Here is a 21,308-nt window from a genome sequence, read left to right on the forward strand (position 1 = left end):
GTGTCCCTTCCATGGGTGGGGGGATGCGCGGGAGGGGGATCACCGCGCTCTCAGGGTGAGGACGCGGTCCTCCCCGGCGACGAGGTCGAGGAGCTCGGCACCGGAGGAAGTCCTGAGGTCGACGCGGACGGTGCGGTCCGGCCGGAGCACGGCCCTGGCCTCGCCGTCCGGGTGCCAGACGAGGTCGAGACCGGCCCCGAACCGGGTGCGCACGCCGCGCAGCGCGCCGGCCGTGAGGTGCGCCGGCAGTGCCGGGAACAGCACCAGCCGGCCGGGGGTGGACTGCACGAGCGTCTCGATCAGCACCGCGGGCAGGGTGTGCGCCGCGTCGGCGTTGTAGACGTCCCGGCCGGGGTAGTGCGCGCTCATCAGGGAGGCGTGGAAGAAGTCGCCCTCCAGGATGCGGCCGAGAGCACGGGCGACGCCGACCGCGTCCCGCAGCCGGGCCGCCACGAGCGCGTGGTGCAGGTGGCCGTGCGCGGAGGCGTTGCCGACGCCGCGCAGTTCCAGCGCGCGGTGGGCCGCCGCCGCCAGTGCGGGGGTGTCGTAGGGGGTGATCTCCTCCAGCGGCCAGACGCCGTAGAGGTGACTGAGGTGGCGGTGGTCGTAGGTGTCCTCCAGCCCCGGCCAGGCCCATTCGGCCAGCGCCCCGTCCGCGTTGATCCTGTGCGGCGGGAGCCGGTCGGCCAGGGCCGTCCAGCGGCTGGCCCGCGCGGTGCCGGGGTGGAGGGCGGCGGCCGTGCGCAGGGCGTGGCGGGCCGCCGAGAGGTCCATGGCGGCGTTGAGGGTGCCCCAACTCGCGTTGGCGGGGCGGTTCTCCGGCGAGTACGACGGGACGACGACGAGGTGGCCGTCGCCGTCGGTGCGGGTCAGGAAGTCCTCGTAGAAGAGGGCGACTTCGGCCAGTGCGGCGGCCGTGCGCGGGTCGCGGGTGCCGTGGGTCTCGTCGTGGTCGACGAGCGGCTTGAGCAGCCAGTCGGCGCCGGCGGTCCACAGGTGCAGGGGGTACTCGCGGCTGAAGTGGTACGCGTGCCCGCACTCCCCGTCGCTGTGGGCGGGGGCCACCACACCCCGGGCGCCGAAGATCGCGCGGGCGTTGTCGCGCCAGTCGGGCAACTGGCCGTGGACCAGGCGGGCATGGGCCTCGGTGACCTCGGGCAGGGCGGCCGCGGCGGCGGAGGCGATCTGGAGGTTGAGGTTGGCGTCGTGCGTGAACGCGCCCGACCAGGCGATGTTCCAGTCGCCGGTCCACAGTCCGGTCAGGCGCGGCGGGAACAGGCCGCTCGCACTGAGCAGGTGGTAGCGGCCGGCGGCGAACAGCCGCTCCAGCAGGGCCGCGCTGCGGGGCCGCTTCAGCAACGCCGAGCCGGGCAGGGCGCGTTCGGCGGGGTCGGCGGCGAGGTCGAGGGTGACGCGCTCGTAGGCGGTGCGGTGCCGGTCGAGGTGGCGGTCGAGGAGTGCGTCCGGGTCGGCGGGCAGGTCGCGCAGGGCCCGGCCCTCGTCGACCACGTCCAGCTCACCGGTGTGCCGTCGCACCCGGGTCAGGAGCAGCACCGAGGCGGCGCCCTCGACGCGCACGCCCGGCGCCACGAGCGTCGTCCGGCCGCCCGTGACGGCAATCCGGGTGACGCCGGTGCAGGCGAGGTCGCTGCCCGGATGACGCAGATGCACGCTCAGCAGGGCACCGTCGGCGGTCAGGACGGCTCCGTGCCCGACGGCCAGGGCGACCGGGGCGCCGGGCAGCCGGTGGTCCAGGTCGACGCGGAGGGCGGTGCCCGGCCCGGTGACGTGCTGGACGATCACGTCGTCGGCGCGTGAGACGAAGACCCGGCTGGTCCAGCCGTCGCAGGACGTACGGACGGTGCCGGTGGCGAAGTCGACCTCACGGCGGTAGCCCTGCCCGGCGCCGGCCGGCCGGTCCAGCCGGATCTGGAACGCGGGGTGGAACGCCCGTACCCACCGGAGGGGACGGCCGTCGGTGAAGCCCTCGGCCGCGCCGCTGTCGCCGGCCAGCAGCCGGTCCTGCACCCCGGGCAGGGCCGCGGCCAGCTCGGGCGGCCGGGTGCCGCCCTCGCCCGGCCGGACCAGGGTGTGATGGGTGACGACGACCCGTTCGGCGTCCGGTTCACCGAACACGAGGGCGCCGTGATGGCCGTTGCCGCTCAGGAAGCCGTCCTCCCAGCGGGCGGCGGGCCGCGGCTCCCAGGTGCCGTGCACGGGGGCTGCGTGGGTCATGGCCGGAGCACCGCCGCCCCGTAGCGGCCGAGGGTGACCCGGCCGGTGACGTCCGCGCCGGTCAGCAGGTCGTGGTGGGTGCCCGGCACCTCGACCGTCACCGGCTCGCGGCCGTGGTTCAGCACGAACAGCAGCTCGCCCCGGCGCACGGCCTCGACCCGGTCGGGCAGCCCGTCCAGCACCGGGCGCACACCCGCCTCCCGCGCGACGGACGCCAGCAGGTCCCGCAGCGGCCCGGGCTCCGGGAGCGTGGAGAAGTACCAGGCCCGGCCCCTGCGCAGGACCGCGGGGAGCCCGTCGAGCTCACCGCCCCGGTAGGGCACGGTCTCCTCGGCGGTGCCGTCGCCCTCCAGTTCCTCGGACCACAGGGTGCCCCGGAAGCCCTCGCAGGCCACGGTCTCCCCCGCCTCCAGCGGCCACCACTCGTGCAGGGTGCGGATGCCGAACAGCCGCCGCAGCCGGGCGTCCATCCCGCCGGGTCGCACCCGGTCGTCCTGGTCGGCGACCCCGGTGAGGAAGCCGCAGACCAGGGTGCCGCCCTGCCGCGTGTAGGCCAGGAGGTTGCCGACGGCCGCGTCGGTGAGCGCGTACAACTGGGGCACGACGACCAGCGCGTACGGCGTCAGGTCGTGTTCGGGGTGGGCGAAGTCGGTCGTCAGGTGGGCCTGCCACAGGGCCCGGTGCCAGGCGCTCAGCACGTCCGGGTACTCCACCCGGCCGGACGGGCGGCCGTCCTGGTCGCCGGCCCACCAGGCGTGCCAGTCGTGCAGGACGGCCACCCGCGCGGGGACGGGCCGTCCGGTCACGGCGGGCGCGATCCGCTCCAGGTCGGCGCCGAGCCGCGTGATCTCCTGGAAGGTGCGGCCCTCCTCACCGGCGTGGCCGAGCATCCCGGAGTGGAACTTCTCGGCGCCCTGCCGGGACTGCCGCCACTGGAAGTAGCAGACCGCGTCGGCGCCCCGGGCGACCGCCTGGAGCGACCACAGCCGGTTCAGGCCCCGGGGCTTGGGGTGGTTCACCCCGCGCCAGTTGACCGGGCCCGCGGCCTGCTCCATCAGCACCCACGGCCCGCGCGCCTGGGAGCGGGTCATGTCCTGCACCAGCGCGCCGTGCTGGGCGCCGAGCGGGTCGCGCGGGTCGGGGTAGAGGTCGACGGAGACGACGTCCTCCTCCCGGGCCCAGCGCCAGGCGTCCACCCCGGACCACAGCGGCATGAAGTTGGTGGTGACCGGCACGTGCGGGGAGTGCCGCCGGACGATGTCCCGCTCCGCGGTGCAGCACTCCAAGAGCATGTCGGAGGTGAAGCGGCGGAAGTCCAGCACCTGGCCGGGGTTGCGCAGGTAGTGCGGCAGGCGGGGCGGCAGGATGCCGTCCCAGGTGTCGTAGTGCTGGCCCCAGAAGGCGGTGCCCCAGGTCTCGTTGAGGGCGTCGAGGGTGCCGTACCGCGCGCGCAGCCACCGCCGGAAGGCGGCGGCTGCCTGGTCGCCGTGGTCGGCCGTGCAGTACTCGTTGTTGATGTGCCACAGGGTGAGGGCCGGGTGGCCGCCGTAGCGGGCGGCCAGGTCCTCGGTGATGGCGGCCGCGTGACGGCGGTAGGTGGCGCTGGAGTGCGAGAAGTGCTGCCGGCCGCCCCACCACTCGGTGCGCCCGTCCTCGGTGACGGGCAGGGTGTCGGGGTGCAGCCGGCCCAGCCAGGGCGGGGGCGAGGAGGTCGGGGTGGCGAGGACGACACCGATGCCGTGCTCGTGCATCAGGTCCATCAGTGTGTCCAGCCAGCCGAACTCCCGTGCGCCCGGCTCGGGTTCCAGCTTCGACCAGGAGAAGACGCCGAGCGTGACCGAGTTGACGCGGGCGGCCTTCATCAGCCGGACGTCCTCGCGCCAGGTCTCCTCGGGCCACTGCTCCGGGTTGTAGTCGCCGCCGAACAGCAGGCGGCCCCGGGTGACGTCCTCCAGGCCGGGCATCAGACGGGCTCCCCGTACTGCACGCCCCGCCCGTTGGTCGCCACGTAGACCCGGCCGTACACGCGCGGGTCGCCGGTGACGGTGGCGCCGATCCAGCCCCACTGGTGCCGGTCGTCGTTGACGCGCACCCAGGTCCTCGCCTCGTCGTCCGAGCGGTGCACCGCGGTGGTCGTCCCGGTGGCGCCGACGAGGTAGAGCGCCGGGTAGGAGGCGCCCTCGGCCGCCTTGCCGAAGCCCAGGGTGTAGGCGGCCCAGCAGCTGTCCACCTTGCGCAGGCTCGTGCCGCCGTCGGTCGAGCGGTACAGCCCGTTCCACTTCAGGCTCAGCCACAGGTCGCCGGAGCGGCCCGGGGCGGCTGCCAGCTGGTACTCGCTGTCGCCGGCGCTCGGTGCGGACGCCCGGGCGGAGAACGTCAGGCCGCCGTCGGTGCTGGCGTGCAGGGTGCCGGTGGTGGTGTCGAAGGCGTAGAAGCGGGCCGGGTCGACCGGGTCGGCTACCGGTGTGGCGCCCCGGGGGAAGGTGGGCACCTCGGCCCAGGTGCGGCCGTTGTCCGCCGAGCGGTGGGCGGGGTGGGCGGTGCCGAAGGACCACAGCAGCACGCCGCCGTCGGCCCCGGTGGCGATCGGGCCGGGCGCGGTCCGGGCCGCGTCCGGCTGGGAGGCGAAGGGCGCCCACGTCTGCCCGCCGTCGTGCGAGAAGGCGCCGTTGCCGTGGTCGCCCCACCCGGCCCGGACCACGTAGGAGGGCCGAGCCGGGGCCAGGGCGAGCCCGGTCGAGGTGGCGAACACCGGGTCGGTGGCCATGCCGCGGGACGGTGAGGCCGTGAGCCGCTCGTGGTACATGACGCCGACGTCCCCGCAGCCGCTGAGCAGATGGGCCTCACCGGCGGGCGGGGAGAGCAGCTGCCGGACGGACGCTTCCTCCACGCCGCGGATCTGCGGGGCCCAGTGCCTGAGGTCGCGGGTGCCGTAGAGGGTCGCCCCGGTGCCGTAGACGACGTGCCCGGAGTCGAACGGGTCGAGTCCGAGGGCCTGGATCCACCAGCCGAACTTGGGCGCGGCACCGCCCCACTCGAGGTAGGGCGTCTCCGAGACGTCGAGGACGGCCCGGTCCTTCAGGGACGTCCAGGTCCGGCCGCCGTCGGTGGTGCGGAAGACGGTGTCGACCAGGGCCCAGCGGTTGTTGGTGGACACGACCACGGTGCCGGGGCGGCGGGCGTCGACGGCGGCGCCGCCGTAGCCGAAGGTGTCCCTGCCCCCGTCGTCCGTGCGGCCTCCGGGCCGGACCGGCGTGACCTCGGTCCATCTCCCGTCCGTCGTGCGCAGTTTGTGCACGCTGCCGTCCGACTGGCCGTTGGGGCCGGGGGCGTCGGCGTAGGTCACGTACAGCTCGCGGGTGTGCCGGTCGTACGCGGCCCGGACCGGTACCCGGGCGGCCGCGCCGGTGGGCTGTCCGGGGACGGCCTCCCAGGTCGTGCCGTCGGAGCTGCGGTACAGGGCGGGTCGGCCGGCCGTGCCGTCGGAGTCGCCCCAGCCGGCGTAGACCGTGCGGCCCGCGGCGACGAGGAGGGTGATGCCCTGCCCGGCGGCACCGGGGGTGGCCGGGAAACCGGCAGGAGCCCAACTTGCGCCTCGGTCGGTCGACTTGAGCAGGCCGTCGTGCCGGGTCCCGAGCCAGAGGGTGTCGCTGTCGCGCGGGTCGACGAGCAGTCGCTCCCCGCAGCCGCGCCCGTCCTCGTTCGCGCCGAGCCTGACGGTCAGGTCGGTGCGCTGCCAGGTGGCGCCCCGGTCCCCGGAGCGCAGCACGGCCCCGTTGCCGGCCCAGGGCTGCGTGTAGGCGCCGAGCGCGAGGTACAGCCGGTCCGGGTGGGCCGGGTCGACGGCCATGGCCTCCACCCCGAGCAGGTTCCAGTCGTCCCAGCCGAGGTGGTCGGTCAGCGGGATCCACCGGCCGGACCGGTCCTCCCACCGGTAGGCGCCGCCGATGTCCGTGCGCAGGTAGGCCAGTCCGCGGACGGAGGGGTGGAACAGCACGCCCGTGACGAATCCGGTGCCGCCCTGGACGACGTTGCGCCAGCGATATCCGCCGCGGGCGTCGGGCGCGGCGGCGTGCGCCCGCCCCTGCGCCGCCGGCAGGGAGGCGGCCGCTGCGGCGACCACGGTCCCGGCGAGGACGGAACGCCTGCTCAAACCGAACGTGCTCATGACATACCTCGGTTTCCTCGGTTCCTGCGCGGGGGTGGGTGGGTGCCCTCCGGGGCGGGAGGACCGTGCGGCGGGCGACGGAGCGCAGCGCGCGGGCGCCGGCCTGCGGTCAGCCCTTCACCGCGCCCGTGAGCATGCCCTTCTTGAAGTGCTTCTGGACGAACGGCGAGACCACGGCGACCGGCAGCAGCGCCATCACCATCACGGCCATCTGGATCGCGAGCCCGGAGATCTGCCCCTTCTTGATCGCCTGGCTGACGCCCACCGGCGCCTCCTGCTTCTGCACCAGCTGGATCATGACGTTCTGCAGCGGCATCATGTCCTGGTCGCTCAGGTAGATCGACGCGTTGAACCAGGCGCTCCAGTACCCCACCGCGTAGAACAGCGTGATCACCGCGATGACGGCGCGCGAGAGCGGCAGGACGATCTGCCGGAGGATCCGCCAGTCCCCCGCCCCGTCGATCCGCGCGCTGTCGACCAGCTCCGGCGAGATCCCCATGAAGAATGCCCGCAGCACCAGGATGTTGAAGACGCTGACCGCACTCGGCAGGATCAGCGCGAGATAGGTGTCGGTCAGCCCCAGCGACTGCACCAGCAGATACGTCGGGATGAGACCGGCCCCGAAGAACATCGTCGCGAGCAGGGTCATCAGCAGCCAGCGGTGCCCCAGCGACCCGCTGCGGGACAGACCGTAGGCGGCCAGCACCGACACCGTCATGGAGAACACCGTGCCGACGAGGGTGACGCACACACTGACGACGGCGGCCCGGGTCACCTGCCCGCCGCTCAGCAGCTCCTGGTAGGCGACGAAGGTGATGCCCTTCGGGATCACCACGAGGCCGCCGGCCGCGTTGATGGTCTGTTTCGAGGACAGGCTGGTGACGATGACGATCCACAGCGGGAAGAGCACCGCGAGGCAGGCGCCGGCCAGGACGATGCCCTTGCCCGCGACCCCGGCCCTGCTGGGCTCCTCCTCCCACACGGGCCGCGGCGGGGCCTCCCAGAAGCGGGGTGCGCGCGCCGCCGCGTCGCGGGCGGCCCTGTCGATGACGGCGGTCACTTCCTGTACACCCCCTGCTCGCCCATGAAGTGGGCCACCTTGTTCGCGGCGAGGACGAGCGCCACGCTCACCAGGCCCTTGATCAGGCCGGCCGCCGCCGCATAGCTGAAGTCCTGGTTGCGGACGCCGTTCCACCACACATAGGTGTCGAGGACCTCCGCCGCCCCCGGTCCCACCGCGTCGCGTTGCAGCAGGATCTGCTCGAAGCCGACGGTCAGCGCGTCACCGACCCGCAGCACCAGCAGCAGGGCGATCACGGGCCGCAGCGCGGGCAGCGTGACGTGCCACATCCGGCGCCGGCGCCCGGCCCCGTCCATGGCCGCCGCCTCGTAGAGGTCGGGGCTCACGGAGGCGAGCGCGGCGAGGAAGACGATGATGCCCCAGCCCGCGTCCTTCCAGACGCCCTCCGACGTCACCAGGAACTTGAAGATCCCCGGGTCGGTCATGAGGTCGAAGCCCTCGTAGCCGTGCTGTCGGAGGGTCTGCGCGATGATGCCCGCCCCGCCGAAGATCTGCTGGAAGACAGTGATCACCAGCACCCAGGAGAAGAAGTGCGGCAGGTAGAGGATCGCCTGCGACACCGCCCGGATCCGGGGCCTGAGCACGCTGTTGATGAGCAGCGCGAGCACGATCGGGATGGGGAAGAACAGCACCAGCTGGAGGCCGAACAGCACGAGCGTGTTCCGTACGGCGTCCCAGAACGCCGAGTCCGCGAAGATCCGCTCGAACTGCTCGACGCCCACCCAGGGGCTCTCCAGCATCGCGACGAAGCCGTTGTCGCTGACGTAGGGGTCGTACTCCTGGAAGGCGACGACGTTGCCCAGGATCGGTATGTAGTTGAAGACCAGGACCAGCGCGACGGCCGGCAGGGTCATCAGGATCAGCGTGCGGTCGCGGCGGAACCGCAGCCGGAGGCTGAGCTTGCCGGAGAGTTTGCTCTTGCCCGGCCGCTCCCCCGTGGCGTCCGCCGCCCGGGAAGCCGTCTCGGTGGTCTCCGCCTCGGCCCTGCTGCGCGGCACCGTGCTGTTGGACACGGATTTCTCCTTGCCTCAGCGCCGGGTCACTGCGCCGAACCGTTGGTGTCGTGCAGCTTCCGGTACCAGTCCCGCAGCTTGTCGCCGCCCTGCTTCTTCCAGTCGGAGACGGCCTGCTGCACCTCGCTGATCTTCTTGCGGCCGCGGACGGTGTCGTCCTCCAGCTGCTCGAAGTCGTTGGAGAGGTTGGTGTAGCGCGCCGGTTCGGTGATCTGCATGCCCCAGAAGGTGGACTTCTTGGTGAAGGCGCCCATCCGCTGCTGCCACTCCACCTGCTCCTTCGCGATGTCCGGCAGGTCCGGGTGCGCGATGGTCGGGGCGGGGCTGGCGAGCATCACATAGGCGTTGATGACCTCCTGGTTGCCCTTGTCGTTCTTGGTGGGCACCCCGTCCTCGACGGTGTAGTGCGTGCCCTCCACCCCGTAGTTGGTGAGCATGTACTCCTTGGTGCCGTACGGGGCGGCGGTGACGTTGGCCGCGGCCAGGACGTCCTCGACGACGGCCTTGGAGGCCTTCTTGTTGACGAAGGCGAAGATGCCCGCGGGTGAGCCGGCCCAGAGGACGGGGTCGCCGCCGTCGGCGCCGAAGATGTCCATGCCGGAGATGCGGAAGTCGGTCTTCTGGCCCGCCTGTTCGGCCATCTTGCCCCACCAGGACGAGATGTTGTCGTTGTAGATCAGCACCTGGCCGGCGGTGAACCGGTCCGCCGCGGTGCCCTGGACCGCCCTCGCGTCGGGGTGGACCACACCCGCCGCGTACAGCTTGCGTACCCACTCCAGCGCTTCGAGGTACTCCTCGGTCTCGACCCGGTAGACCATCCTCCCGCCGGCCAGGTTCCAGCCGAGCGGCTTCTCGCTGCCGGAGAGCACGCCGAAGAACTGGAAGGCGGACCACTTCATGTCGTCGCAGGCCCACACCTTGGCCTTGGGCCGGCTGATCTCCTTGGCGAGGGCGAGGAACTCGTCCGGGGACTTGGGGAGTTCGTAGCCCTCCTTGTCGAAGACGTCCTTGCGGTAGAAGGGCACGATGCCGGGGACGGCGGGGGCGGGCTGGGGCAGGCCGCGCAGCTTGCCGCCGAAGATGGAGTACTGCCAGGCCCCGCTCGGGACGGCCGCGAGGTTCGGGTACGTCTTGATCGCGTCCCCGGACAGGTACGGGCCGAGGTCGGCGAACTTGCTGATGATGGCGCTGGGTATCTTGCCGCCCATGTTCCAGCTGGGGATGACCACGACGTCGGGCAGGTCGCTGGAGGCGAGCACCGCGCCCAGCTTCTCGTCGTAGGTGTTGCCGTCCTGGTTCTGCCAGGCGATGTCGACGCCGATCAGGTCGTTCATGGCCCGGTAGTAGGCGTTGTCGCCCTTCGGCGGTGTCCCCCAGAACGGCGACATGATCCTGATGCGGCTGCCCTTGCCGAGCTTCCTCGGGACCGAGGTCTTGAGGTCGGCCAGGTCGAGCCTGCCGGTGAAGCCCATGGCCGAGCCGTTCCTGGACGGGATGTCCGGGGAGACCACGTTGCTCGCGACGTAGGCCGGCAGCAACTTCCTGGCGCTCCTGCCGGACGTCGTGCCGTCCTTCGAGCCGCTGTCCGACCCGCCGCAGGCGGTGAGCAGCGGCATCCCGCCGGCCACGGCCGCGGTGGCGAGGCCCGTGGCGGCGAGGAAACTTCTCCGGCTCTGTCCCGAGGAGGCGGAGGCGGCGTTCGGCGTCATTGCGTCAACCCTTCATGGCGCACCAGGACACCCGGCGGAAGGCCGTCGGCTGCGGTGTCTCGAGTGGAACTGGCTGAGCGGAAGCGAGCTGTCGAACCCGGGCGGCCGGGCGGTGCAGTGCCTAGTCGAAGCGCTTCGATGTTGCTGCGAGGTTAGGTGAACACCCCAAGGCGCACAAGGGTCGTCACCGAAGTTCCTCAGCGCCGAGGCGGGCGCCTTTCCGCGTGCACTGCTTGAGCATTGCGGACCGTTCCCTTGACACCCGACCGGACCTCATCCCAGCATCGAAGCGCTTCGAAAGCGCCGCGCCGATCAAGTGCAGGGGGATCCCCACGTGACCGCAGATCCGCTGTCCGCCGCACCGTTCCGCGACCCGCGGCTGCCGCTCGCGAAGCGCGTCGACGACCTGCTGGGACGGCTCACCCTCGACGAGAAGGTGGCGTTCCTGCACCAGTTCACCCCCGCTGTCGAACGGCTCGGCATCGCCGCGTTCCGCACCGGCCAGGAGGCGCTGCACGGGGTGGCGTGGATGGGCCCGGCCACGGTGTTCCCGCAGGCGGTCGGCCTCGGGGCCACCTGGAACCCGGAGTTGGTGCGTCGGGTCGGCGACGCGGTCTCCCGGGAGGCCCGCGCGATGCGCACCCGGGACGACCGGGTCGGCCTCAACGTCTGGGCCCCGACGGTCAATCTGCTGCGCCACCCCCTGTGGGGACGCAACGAGGAGGGCTACTCCGAGGACCCGGTGCTCACCTCGGCCCTCGCCACCGCCTACACCCGCGGTCTGCGCGGCGACCACCCCGCGCGCTGGCGCACCGCGCCCGTGCTGAAGCACTGGCTGGCCCACAACAACGAGACCGACCGCTCCACGACGTCGAGTTCGGTGCGTCCCCGCGTGCTGCACGAGTACGACCTGAAGGCGTTCCGCGCCACCGTCGAGGCGGGTGCGGTGGCCGGGGTGATGCCGGCGTACAACCTGGTCAACGGCCGCCCCAACCACGTCTCCCCGTACCTGGCCGAGCACCTGCGGACCTGGACGGACCAGGAGCTGCTGGTCTGCTCGGACGCGGGCGCGCCGAGCAACCTGGTCGACTCCGAGCACTACTTCGCCACCCACGAGGAGGCCGTCGCCGCCTCCCTGCGCGCGGGCGTCGACAGCTTCACCGACCACGGCACGGATTCCTCGCCGATCACCGCACGGCTGCGCGGCGCCCTGGAGCAGGGTCTGCTGACGGAGGCCGACCTCGACACGGCGGTCCGCCGCCAGCTGTCGGTGCGCTTCCGGCTCGGCGAGTTCGACCCGGAGGACGAACAGGCCGGTGCGACGGCCGCGTTCGACACCCCGGCGCACCGGGAGCTCGCGCGGGAGGCCGCCGAGCAGGCGATCGTGCTGCTGAAGAACGACGGTGTCCTGCCGCTGGCGTCCGGCACCCGGATCGCGGTGGTGGGGCTGCTCGCCGACGAGTGCAAGCTCGACTGGTACAGCGGCACACTGCTGCACCGCTCGACCCCGCTGGAAGGGCTGCACGAGCGGTTCGGCGCGGAGCGGGTCACCTTCGCCGAGGGCGTGGACCGGGTCCGGCTGAGAACCTCCCGGGGCGCGTTCCTGAGCGTGCCGGCGGCCGGGGACACCGCGTACGGGGGTCCGGACGCCGCTGGCGCGCTCGACCCGGCGCTGCTCACGGGCCGCACCGACCTGCCCGCGCTGACCGCCGACGCCACCGGCACCGGCACCGAACTGGCCCTGACCGACTGGGGCGGTGGTGTGCTCACGCTGCGCGCCCCGGACGGCCGCTACCTCTCGGTCGTCGGCGACGGGTACCTCCGCGCCTCCGCGGACCGGCCCGGCGGCTGGGTCGTGCAGGAGACGTTCCGGCTGGAACCGCACGGGGACGGGCACCTCCTGAAGCACCTCGGGACGGGTCGCCATGTGTGTGTCTGCGCCGACGGCGTGAAGGTCGCCGACGAGGACCCCGAGGTGTTCGACCTGGTCGTCGCCGAGCGCGGCGAGGAGGCAGTGGCGCGTGCCGCCGCCGCGGCCGACGTGGTGGTGGTCGTCGCGGGCAACGACCCGCACATCAACGGCCGCGAGACCGAGGACCGCACGACGCTGCGCCTGCCGGAGCACCAGGAGCGGCTGCTGCGGGCCGCCCGCGCGGCCAATCCGGCCACCGTCCTTGCGCTGGTCTCGGCCTATCCGTACGCCGTCGACCCGCACGAGCTGCCCGCCGTGCTGTGGAGCGCGCACGGCGGGCAGGCGGCCGGTACCGCGCTGGCCCGGGTCCTGGCCGGCGACGTCTCCCCGGCCGGGCGCCTGCCGCAGACCTGGTACGCCACCGACGCCGACCTGCCGGACCTGCTGGACTACGACGTCATCGGCAGCCGCCAGACCTACCTCTACTTCGCGGGCACCCCGCTGTTCCCCTTCGGGCACGGCCTGTCCTACGCCTCGTTCTCCTACACCGGCCTGAGCGCGGTGGCCGAGGGCGAGGAGGTGCGGGTCTCCTTCTCGGTCACCAACACCGGGGCGGTCACGGCCGACGAGGTCGCCCAGCTCTACGGCCGGGCCGTCGCCCCGTCCCGGCCCCGGCCGCGCCGGGAGCTGCTGAGCCACCGGCGGATCACGCTCGCCCCGGGCGAGACGGCACGACTGGACTTCCGCGTCCCGCTGTCCGCCCTCGCGTTCTGGGACGTCTCCCGGGACCGGTGGCGGGTGGAGCCGGGCCCGTACGAGCTGCTGGCCGGCGCCTCCAGCGAGGACGTGCGGCTGCGGACGACGCTCACGCCGGCCGGCGAGCCCGCCCTGCCCCGCGCGGTCCTCGCGCGGGGGCTGGCCGCGGCCGCGTTCGACGAGCAGCGCGGTGCCGAGATCGTCGACCGCACGAAGCGGTCCGGCGACGCCGTGACGCCGGCGGGCGGCCGTACGGCCGAACTGCTCTACCGGGACTGCGACTTCGGGCCGGGGGCGTCCGGGGTGACGGTGGAGGTGTCCGGGGCGGGCACGGTCGAACTGCGCCTGGACGACGGTCCGGCCGTCGCGGTGCTGTCGACGACGGAGCCCACCGCGGGCCCGTACGACTACGTCCGCCTCGGCGCGCCCGTCGCGGCACAGGGCGTGCACGACGTGCACCTGAGGCTGCGCGGTCCGCTGCGGCTCGCGCGCGTCGGCTTCTCCGGCCGGGGGTCCGGGGCGGCCGGGCGCACGGAAGAGGCCCGGCTCCGGAAGGCATCGGTGCCGGACCTCTCCACGGACCCTATATGAAAATGGTTCCCATGAGCCAGAGGGGAGCCGGAACGGGCTAGAGGCTGAGGCCGGTGAGGACCATCACGCGCTCGTAGGTGTAGTCCTCCATGGCGAAGCGCACGCCCTCGCGGCCCACACCGGACTGCTTGACGCCGCCGTAGGGCATCTGGTCGGCACGGTAGGAGGGGACGTCGCCGACGACCACGCCGCCGACCTCCAGAGCCCGGTGGGCCCGGAAGGCGGTCTGCAGGTCGTGCGTGAACACGCCCGCCTGGAGGCCGTACTTGGAGTCGTTGACGGCGGCGAAGGCCGCGGCCTCGCCGTCCACCTTCTGCACGGTGAGGACCGGCCCGAAGACCTCCTCGCAGGAGATCGTCACCTCGGCCGGAACCTCGGCCAGGACGGTCGGCGCGTAGGTGGCGCCGTCACGCTCGCCGCCCGTGAGCAGCCGGGCTCCGGCGTCGACGGCCTCGCGGACCCACGTCTCGACGCGCCGGGCGGCCTCCTCGCTGACCAGCGGGCCGACGTCCGTCTTGTCGTCGCTCGGGTCACCGGTGACCTGGGCCTCGACCGCGGCGACGATGCGCGGCAGCAGCCGGTCGTACACCGAGGCGTCGGCGATGACCCGCTGGACGGAGATGCAGGACTGGCCGCCCTGGTAGTTGGAGAAGGTGGCGATGCGGTTCGCCGCCCAGTCCAGGTCCTCCTCGCTCGCCCAGTCGGCGAGGACGACGGCCGCGCCGTTGCCGCCCAGCTCCAGGGTGCAGTGCTTGCGCGGCACCGAGTCCATGATCGCGTAGCCGACCTTCTCGGAGCCGGTGAAGGAGATCACGGGCAGGCGCTCGTCCTGCACGAGGGCGGGCATCTTGTCGTTGGCGACCGGCAGGATGCTCCAGGAGCCGGCGGGCAGCTCGGTCTCGGCCAGCAGGTCGCCGATGATCAGGCCGGACAGCGGGGTCGCGGGGGCCGGCTTGAGGATGATCGGGGCGCCGGCGGCGATGGCCGGGGCGACCTTGTGGGCGCAGAGGTTCAGCGGGAAGTTGAAGGGCGCGATGCCCAGCACGACGCCCTTGGGGAAGCGGCGCGTGAGGGCGAGCCGGCCCTGGCCGCCGAGGTCGGTGTCCAGGCGCTGGGCCTCGCCGCCGTTGAACCGCCGGGCCTCCTCGGCCGCGAAGCGGAAGACCGACACGGCACGGCCGACCTCGCCGCGCGCCCACTTCATGGGCTTGCCGTTCTCGGCGGAGATCAGCAGCGCGATCTCCTCGGTGCGCTCCGCGAGGCGCCTGCTGACGTGGTCGAGGGCGGCGGCCCGCACGTGCGCGGGGGTGGCGGCGAACTCGTCCCGCACGGCGTACGCGGCGGCGACGGCCTCCTCGACCTGCGCGTCCGTCGGCACGCTCACCTTGCCGACGAGCCGCCCGTCCCACGGGGAGCTGACGTCGAAGGTGTCCTCGCCGGTGGCCTGGCGGCCGGCGAGCCAGAAGGCGTGGGTGGAGGTCATGTGGGTTCCGGCCCTTCGGCGTCGGGGGTGATCCTGTGTGACGGATCAACGGTAGGCGCGGCACGGCCCGACGGTGTTTGTCCGGCACGTAGCAGTGGCGGACCGGGACACTACGGATTGGCTATTCCGAGGCGGTCGCCTTGAGAGCCAGCCACAGCTCCATCCGGGCGTCCGGATCGTCCAGGGAGCGGCCGAGGATCTCCTCGACGCGGCGCATGCGGTAGCGCAGGGTGTGCCGGTGGACGCCGAGGTCGGCCGCCGCCGCGTCCCACTGGCCGTGCTTGGACAGCCAGGCGCGCAGGGAGGCGACCAGGTCGCCGCGGCCCGTGGCGTCGTGCTCGTACAGCGGGCGCAGCATGCCGTCGGCGAACGCCCGCACGGCGTCGTCCGCGAGCAGCGGCAGCACGGAACCGGCCGCCATCTGCTCGTGCTCCACGAGCACCCGCCCCCGGCGCCGTGCCACCGACAGGGCCTGCTCGGCCTGCTTGTACGCGGCGGACGCGGCGATCGGCCCGGCCGGTGCCGACAGGCCGACGACCAGGTCGTCCTCGTCGCCGCCGGGCGTCTTCTCGCGAGCACCCGAGCGGGCCGCCTCCAGGGCGGCCGCGTACCGCGCGCAGGCGGCCGCGGCGGCGCCGCCGTCCGCGGCCAGCACCACCAGCCGCTCCCCCTCCGGCACAACGAGCACGGCCTCGCCGGCCCGGGCGGCGGCGGACTCCACGACGTCGGCGAGCGCCGCGAGCGGGTCGCCGGCGGTGTCGGCCGTGGCGAGCGCAGCGGCCGACGGCCGGTCGGCGGGGGCGGCAGGCCGGGCCTCGGCACGGGCCAGGGCGGCCGACGCCGACACCGGCGCCCGCTCGGCGACCATCATCCGGAACGGCGCGTCCAGCAGCCCGCCGTACAGGTCCCCGGCGACGGCGCGGGCGTGGTCCGGCTCCCCGGCCAGCAGCATGCGCAGCACGGCCGCGCCGACCCGCTGCTCGGCGGCCTGCAGGGAGCGGGAGCGTTCCGTGGTCAGGGTCAGCAGCGCGATGGCCGCGTGCACGGCGTACCGCTCGGCGGTGCCCAGGGCCGCGGCGGTGCCCACGGCGAGGGCCGCCCGGGGCCGCCGGCCGGTGCCGATGGTGTGCAGTTCGACGCGGTCCTCGTTCTCCGGGCCGCCGACCACGGACGAGGCGGGCGCGGGACGGTCCCGCAGCCGCTGCACGTCGCCGGTGAGCCGCGCGGCACGCCGGCCGGCCCACTCGGGTGCGGTGGCGACGACGGCGCCGGAGGCGTCGTACAGCGCCGCCCAGCCGTCGACCTGGGCGGCCAGGGCGGCCAGCAGCCCCTCCGGGCCGCCGGTCTGGGCCTGGCGGGTCAGCTCCCGCTGGGCGGCGAAACCGGCCGTGACGGCCCGGTACTGGTCGGCGGCGATCGCGGCGGACACGGCCTTGCTGATGGCGAGGAACGGCGTCCGGCGCGGCACCTCCAGCAGCGGCAGGCCCTCTTCCCGCGCCGCGTCGACGAGCGCCTCGGGGATCTCCTCGTAGTTCACGCCCACGGCGAAGCCCAGCCCGACCACTCCGGCCCCGGCCAGCCGCCGCACGTAGCGCCGCATCGCCTCCGGGTCCTCGGCGTCCAGTTTGAGGGCGGTGATCAGCAGCAGTTCCCCGCCCTCCATGTAGGGGACGGGGTCGGCGAGCTCGCTGACGTGGGCCCAGCGCACCGGCACGTCGAGGCGGTCGCCGCCGGCCCGCACGGTCAGCTTCAGCGCGGAGTGGTGGACGAGCGAGGCGAGCGTCGGGGGCATGGGGCCTTCTGCGTCGGGGCGGTGTGATCACTGTGGTCATTTGGCCGCCGCGTATGAACGACCTGTGACGATTCTGCCTCACCGTACGGTCCCGGCGTACCGGAACCGGCGTGCCCCGGCAGCCCCGACGAGGGCGCGGGCCCGGCCGCCCCCGCCCCCGGCGCCCTCAGCTGCGCAGATCGACCAGCAGCGGGGGCGCGTGCTCGCCCTGCACGGTGGTCAGGGACAGCACCGCGTGCCCGGCCGGCACCCCGTGCGCCAGCTCGGAAGCGGACCACCGCTCGCGCTCCACCTGCCGCACGGTGACGGCCTCCGTGGTCGCCGCTTTGCCGGTCACCAACTTCCGAAGTGCATGCATTGCCCTGGTCATGGGCTGATCAGCGAACACCGTGTGCTGAGCGAAGTCCTTGATCTCCACCCACTCGGTACCCCACGTGTCAGCGAAGCGGCTGCCGTCCCAGGTCGTCACTCCCGACATGGCCATCCGGCAGCCGACAGCTCCGTACAGGGGCCCGTGGAGGGGCTCGGGAACATCAGCCACCGTGCGCAGGGCGAGAACGACACCGGCGTTGTGCGAACGCAGCCGCTGGATGCGACGTACGGATTCCTGGGTAACCGTGCCCGTGGCATCGTCGAGGACGAGGCTGGCGAAGTGGGCTCGCGGTCTGTCCCGCACGATCGCGGTGAACTGGGCCAGCACCAAGCGCGAGAGGAGGCGAGATGCCTCCTCGTGGGCACGCTCCGGCAGGTCGATGCGGACACGCAGGGGGTGGCTGGAGACGGCGCGGAGCGAGAACGGGCGGACGGTCTCGCTGTTCACGCCGAAGAAGTCGGAGAAGGCAGGCCGGTCGAGCAGTGCAAGCCGGTCGGCGAGCACCGGAGCGGCGTCACCGGGGGTACCGGTGTGCCGCGTACGGGCGTCCAGTTCGCGGCGCCATACCGAATGCCTGTCGTCCACGAGCCGCTCGCGCAGGTCGGAAAGTGCTGATGAGTCCCCTTCCAGGAGCTTCCGCAGGACGGGCAAGGTGGGGAAGCGGCCGTACGCGGCTTTGTAGGGACCGAGCAGTTGGGCCAGGGTCGTGGTCGCGCGCTCGGACCCCACCGTGTCGAGGTCACCGGCCAGTGCCTCGGCGAGGAAGCCCGCCACCTCGTCCGGATCGTCGGAGTCGGCATAGGGGTCGAGATCATGGGCGGACGCGGAATTGCCGAGGCGCACGATCACGTCGTACGACGAGTCCTCCCCGACCTCCGCACCCGCGCTGCACACCACGACCACGGCACACCTGTTGGTCAGGGCTTGCAGCGTGAGTGACTCGGCCGCGGGAGTGATCACGTGCCGGGTCTTGCCGGAGCCCGACGGTCCGACGACTAGCAACGAGGTGGCCAGCGTTTCCGGTCCGATTGCCGCGCCGGCGCCGCCGTATGCGGGCGGTGTGCGCTCAGCGGCAGCCCACTGCCCGATGCGCACCTGGCCAGTGAGCAGGTCATGACGAACGGTGCGGCGTTCCAGGTCCCGGGAACCGGAAGGGTGGAGGAAGGCCGCGGCGCCCTGACGCAGCACCGTGTCGGCGAACTCGGAGACGCAATTCTTGGCACGGGCCCGTTTCCAGCTGTCTTCGATGCGTGCACAATCCACATCATTCATCCGCCGCGCAAGAACTTCCCCGGTGAGCAGGTCCGCCACCTGCTGCTGCCCCACCTCGCGCAGCGCCGGCCAGTGCGCCCGAAGCTGAGCGACGACGGGCTGAGCACCCCCGGGCTGCACTGCGCCGCCGTGGGAGGCGAGCCGGCTTCTGGCGATGCCCCACCAGCCTCCCACCCGGGTGAAGGGCCAGAGCACAAGAGCGGTCACGAGGGCATAAAGCAGGTTCGTGGCCCAGGCGGATTCATAAATCTCGTATCCCCCACTCATCAGCGCGATAAGGGAGAACAACGGCTGCACCACGGGCAGGGCGTCCCAGTGGACACCGGGGAACGCATCCGGGAAGACGAAACTCAGAGTGACGAGACTGCCGACTGCGGCATACAGGGCACGCGCGGGCTGAGGTTTCCGGTGCAGGAAGTGGCGGATGACAGCAGGCCAACCCCCCAGCCGACCGACCGTGTAGACGAGCGCAGCGAAGAAGAGGCCGCTGTATACCTCCAAAGCCTCGCTGCCTGGCTGCTCGATGGCCTGGCCCTCGAACCTTGCGGGGTTGGCAAGGGTGCCGCCCCACCACCAGTCATTCGGGGTGAAGAGCCGCAGCAGCGTGAACTGATACGGGATGGCGCCCCGCCGCCAGAACGACCAGACCACCAAAGCCAGGGCCAGGGGAATCAACATGCCGACGATGGTCGCGGGACGGATCCGCTCCCCCTCGGACGCGGCCTTCGGCGTCGTGTATCCGAAACGCCAGATACCGGGCCTGGTCTCCGGCCGGTCCACGTTGAGCCAGTCGGCCACGGACATGCCCGGAGCGTGTGCGGGCCGTGGCGGTGCCGCGGGCGCGTCCGGCGGTGCCGCCGGGCGCGGCACTGGAGTGGCGTGCGTGCCCCTCGCGTCCTGAGTGCCGTCGCTGTTCATCGCCCTCTTCCCCTGACCAGCCGTTCCGTCCACCATCAGCCAGCCAATCTAACGCGCAGGCAAGGGGAGTTCACCGCTTACGCGGCCGTGATGAAGGCAGAGCCGGTATTGCCGCGTTGCTCGTCCGCCAGGAAGCGGCACTGGCCGACGCGGACTGGCGTTCCTCAGTCCGCGCCTGTTCCTTCGAGCCGCACCCGCATCGCCATGTCCACCACGGACAACACGACACGCCGACAACGCCCACATGGAGCATGCCCACCCCCCTCCGCCCGCCCTAGCCTGCGAGAGAAGAAGTCAACGGTCGGTACAAGTCCCTCCGCACCACCCCCCAGGAGCCCCGCATGAGCGCACTGCCGCAGGAGCGTCGCGTCGTCACCGCCATCCCCGGCCCGAAGTCGCAGGAGCTGCAGGCCCGCCGCACCGCCGCGGTCGCGCAGGGCGTGGGCTCCGTGCTGCCCGTGTTCACGGCGCGCGCCGGCGGCGGGATCATCGAGGACGTCGACGGCAACCGACTGATCGACTTCGGCTCGGGCATCGCCGTGACGTCCGTCGGCGCCTCCGCCGAGGCCGTCGTCCGCCGCGCGTCCGCGCAGCTCGCCGACTTCACCCACACCTGTTTCATGGTCACGCCGTACGAGGGCTACGTCGAGGTCGCCGAGGCGCTCGCCGAGCTGACCCCCGGCGACCACGCCAAGAAGAGCGCGCTGTTCAACTCGGGCGCCGAGGCCGTGGAGAACGCGGTCAAGATCGCCCGCGCGTACACCAAGCGCCAGGCCGTCGTCGTCTTCGACCACGGCTACCACGGCCGCACCAACCTCACCATGGCGCTGACGGCGAAGAACATGCCGTACAAGCACGGCTTCGGCCCGTTCGCCCCCGAGGTCTACCGGGTGCCGGTGGCCTACGGCTACCGCTGGCCGACCGGCGCCGAGAACGCCGGCCCCGAGGCCGCGCAGCAGGCGATCGACATGATCACCAAGCAGGTCGGTGCCGACAACGTCGCCGCGATCATCATCGAGCCGGTCCTCGGCGAGGGCGGCTTCATCGAGCCCGCCAAGGGCTTCCTGCCGGCGATCGTGAAGTTCGCCAACGACAACGGCATCGTCTTCGTCGCCGACGAGATCCAGTCCGGCTTCTGCCGCACCGGCCAGTGGTTCGCCTGCGAGGACGAGGGCATCGTCCCGGACCTCATCACGACGGCCAAGGGCATCGCCGGCGGTCTGCCGCTCGCCGCCGTCACCGGCCGCGCCGAGATCATGGACGCCGCGCACGCGGGCGGCCTGGGCGGCACCTACGGCGGCAACCCTGTCGCCTGCGCGGGCGCGCTCGGCTCCATCGAGACGATGAAGGAGCTCGACCTCAACGCCAAGGCGAAGAACATCGAGGCGATCATGAAGGCCCGCCTCGGCGCCATGGCGGAGAAGTTCGAGATCATCGGCGACGTCCGCGGCCGCGGCGCGATGATCGCCATCGAGCTGGTCAAGGACCGCGCCACCAAGGAGCCCCACCCGGAGGCGACCGGCGCGCTCGCCAAGGCCTGTCACGCCGAGGGCCTGCTGGTCCTGACCTGTGGCACCTACGGCAACGTCCTCCGCTTCCTGCCCCCGCTGGTGATCGGTGAGGACCTCCTGAACGAGGGCCTCGACATCATCGAGCAGGCCTTCTCCCGCATCTGAGCCGCCCGGGCGCGCGTCCGGCTCCCGTCGGGCGGGGCGCGCGCCCCGGTTCCGGTCCGCACCTGCGGCTCGCAGAGCGTGTGAAGAAGGTGTGCGAGGTGGATGACAGCGGGCCCCGCGGCCTGTCCTCCGCCCGGCTGCTGCCGTAGGTTCTACCCAGATGAGAGATACACCCCGCCCGCAGGGGACTGTGGGTGACACCAGGCCGCGGCTTCCCCGGCTTCGACCTGGTCGTGCCCTCGCGCACACCACCGGAGCCTGAGCTCCGGATCTCCTCACCGATCGGACGGTCGCCCGCCCCAAACCCCCCGGGGCGCGCGACGTTCCGG

11 protein-coding genes are annotated in these 21,308 nt (G+C 72.7%); 2 read left to right on the forward strand and 9 right to left on the reverse strand.

The window, feature by feature from the left end; genetic code table 11:
- Positions 1-39: 39 nt before the first annotated feature.
- From ACH4C6_RS00260 to ACH4C6_RS00285, 6 genes are all read right to left on the reverse strand, one after another.
- Entirely contained in the window at positions 40-2,235 is a 2,196-nt protein-coding gene (locus tag ACH4C6_RS00260) for a glycosyl hydrolase family 95 catalytic domain-containing protein (protein ID WP_398106289.1), read from the reverse strand.
- A complete protein-coding gene (locus ACH4C6_RS00265; protein ID WP_398106290.1) occupies positions 2,232-4,199 on the reverse strand; it encodes a beta-galactosidase in 1,968 nt (655 codons plus the stop codon). The genes ACH4C6_RS00260 and ACH4C6_RS00265 overlap by 4 nt, the downstream gene beginning before the upstream one ends.
- Positions 4,199-6,403, reverse strand: a complete 2,205-nt coding sequence (locus ACH4C6_RS00270) for a 1,4-beta-glucanase (RefSeq protein WP_398106291.1) — start codon at positions 6,401-6,403, stop codon at positions 4,199-4,201. The genes ACH4C6_RS00265 and ACH4C6_RS00270 overlap by 1 nt, the downstream gene beginning before the upstream one ends.
- 109 nt (positions 6,404-6,512) lie before the next feature.
- Positions 6,513-7,463 (reverse strand): carbohydrate ABC transporter permease, encoded by a 951-nt coding sequence (locus ACH4C6_RS00275; RefSeq protein ID WP_398106292.1) that lies wholly within the window; start codon positions 7,461-7,463, stop codon positions 6,513-6,515.
- Positions 7,460-8,497 carry an ABC transporter permease gene (locus ACH4C6_RS00280; protein WP_398106293.1) on the reverse strand — a complete coding sequence of 346 codons (1,038 nt, stop codon included), beginning with the start codon at positions 8,495-8,497 and terminating at the stop codon, positions 7,460-7,462. Before ACH4C6_RS00280 ends, ACH4C6_RS00275 begins: the two co-directional genes overlap by 4 nt.
- Positions 8,498-8,523: 26 nt before the next feature.
- Positions 8,524-10,206: an extracellular solute-binding protein gene (locus tag ACH4C6_RS00285; protein ID WP_398106294.1), complete on the reverse strand. Its 1,683-nt coding sequence runs from the start codon at positions 10,204-10,206 to the stop codon at positions 8,524-8,526.
- Between the two features lie 334 nt (positions 10,207-10,540).
- Here ACH4C6_RS00285 and ACH4C6_RS00290 point away from each other — a divergent pair, with 334 nt between their 5' ends.
- Complete coding sequence (locus ACH4C6_RS00290) at positions 10,541-13,465, forward strand: glycoside hydrolase family 3 C-terminal domain-containing protein (RefSeq protein WP_398106295.1); 2,925 nt, start codon at positions 10,541-10,543, stop codon at positions 13,463-13,465.
- 37 nt (positions 13,466-13,502) lie between these two features.
- On the opposite strand, the gene ACH4C6_RS00295 is transcribed toward ACH4C6_RS00290, so the two are convergent.
- The 3 genes from ACH4C6_RS00295 to ACH4C6_RS00305 form a co-directional block, all read right to left on the reverse strand.
- A complete protein-coding gene (locus ACH4C6_RS00295) occupies positions 13,503-14,948 on the reverse strand; it encodes an aldehyde dehydrogenase family protein (RefSeq protein ID WP_398106296.1) in 1,446 nt (481 codons plus the stop codon).
- A 121-nt stretch (positions 14,949-15,069) separates the two neighbouring features.
- The gene (locus ACH4C6_RS00300; RefSeq protein WP_398106297.1) at positions 15,070-16,740 is read right to left on the reverse strand and encodes a PucR family transcriptional regulator; all 1,671 of its coding nucleotides are present in this window, start codon (positions 16,738-16,740) and stop codon (positions 15,070-15,072) included.
- A gap of 166 nt (positions 16,741-16,906) precedes the next feature.
- Positions 16,907-19,303 carry an ATP/GTP-binding protein gene (locus tag ACH4C6_RS00305; protein ID WP_398106298.1) on the reverse strand — a complete coding sequence of 799 codons (2,397 nt, stop codon included), beginning with the start codon at positions 19,301-19,303 and terminating at the stop codon, positions 16,907-16,909.
- Positions 19,304-19,644: 341 nt separating this feature from the next.
- On the opposite strand from ACH4C6_RS00305, the gene gabT reads away from it, so the two are divergent.
- The gene (gabT, locus tag ACH4C6_RS00310; RefSeq protein ID WP_398106299.1) at positions 19,645-20,979 is read left to right on the forward strand and encodes a 4-aminobutyrate--2-oxoglutarate transaminase; all 1,335 of its coding nucleotides are present in this window, start codon (positions 19,645-19,647) and stop codon (positions 20,977-20,979) included.
- Positions 20,980-21,308: the final 329 nt, after the last annotated feature.

It is taken from the genome of Streptomyces sp. NPDC017943, assembly GCF_044328425.1.
Classification (GTDB): Bacteria; Actinomycetota; Actinomycetes; order Streptomycetales; family Streptomycetaceae; genus Streptomyces; species Streptomyces djakartensis_A.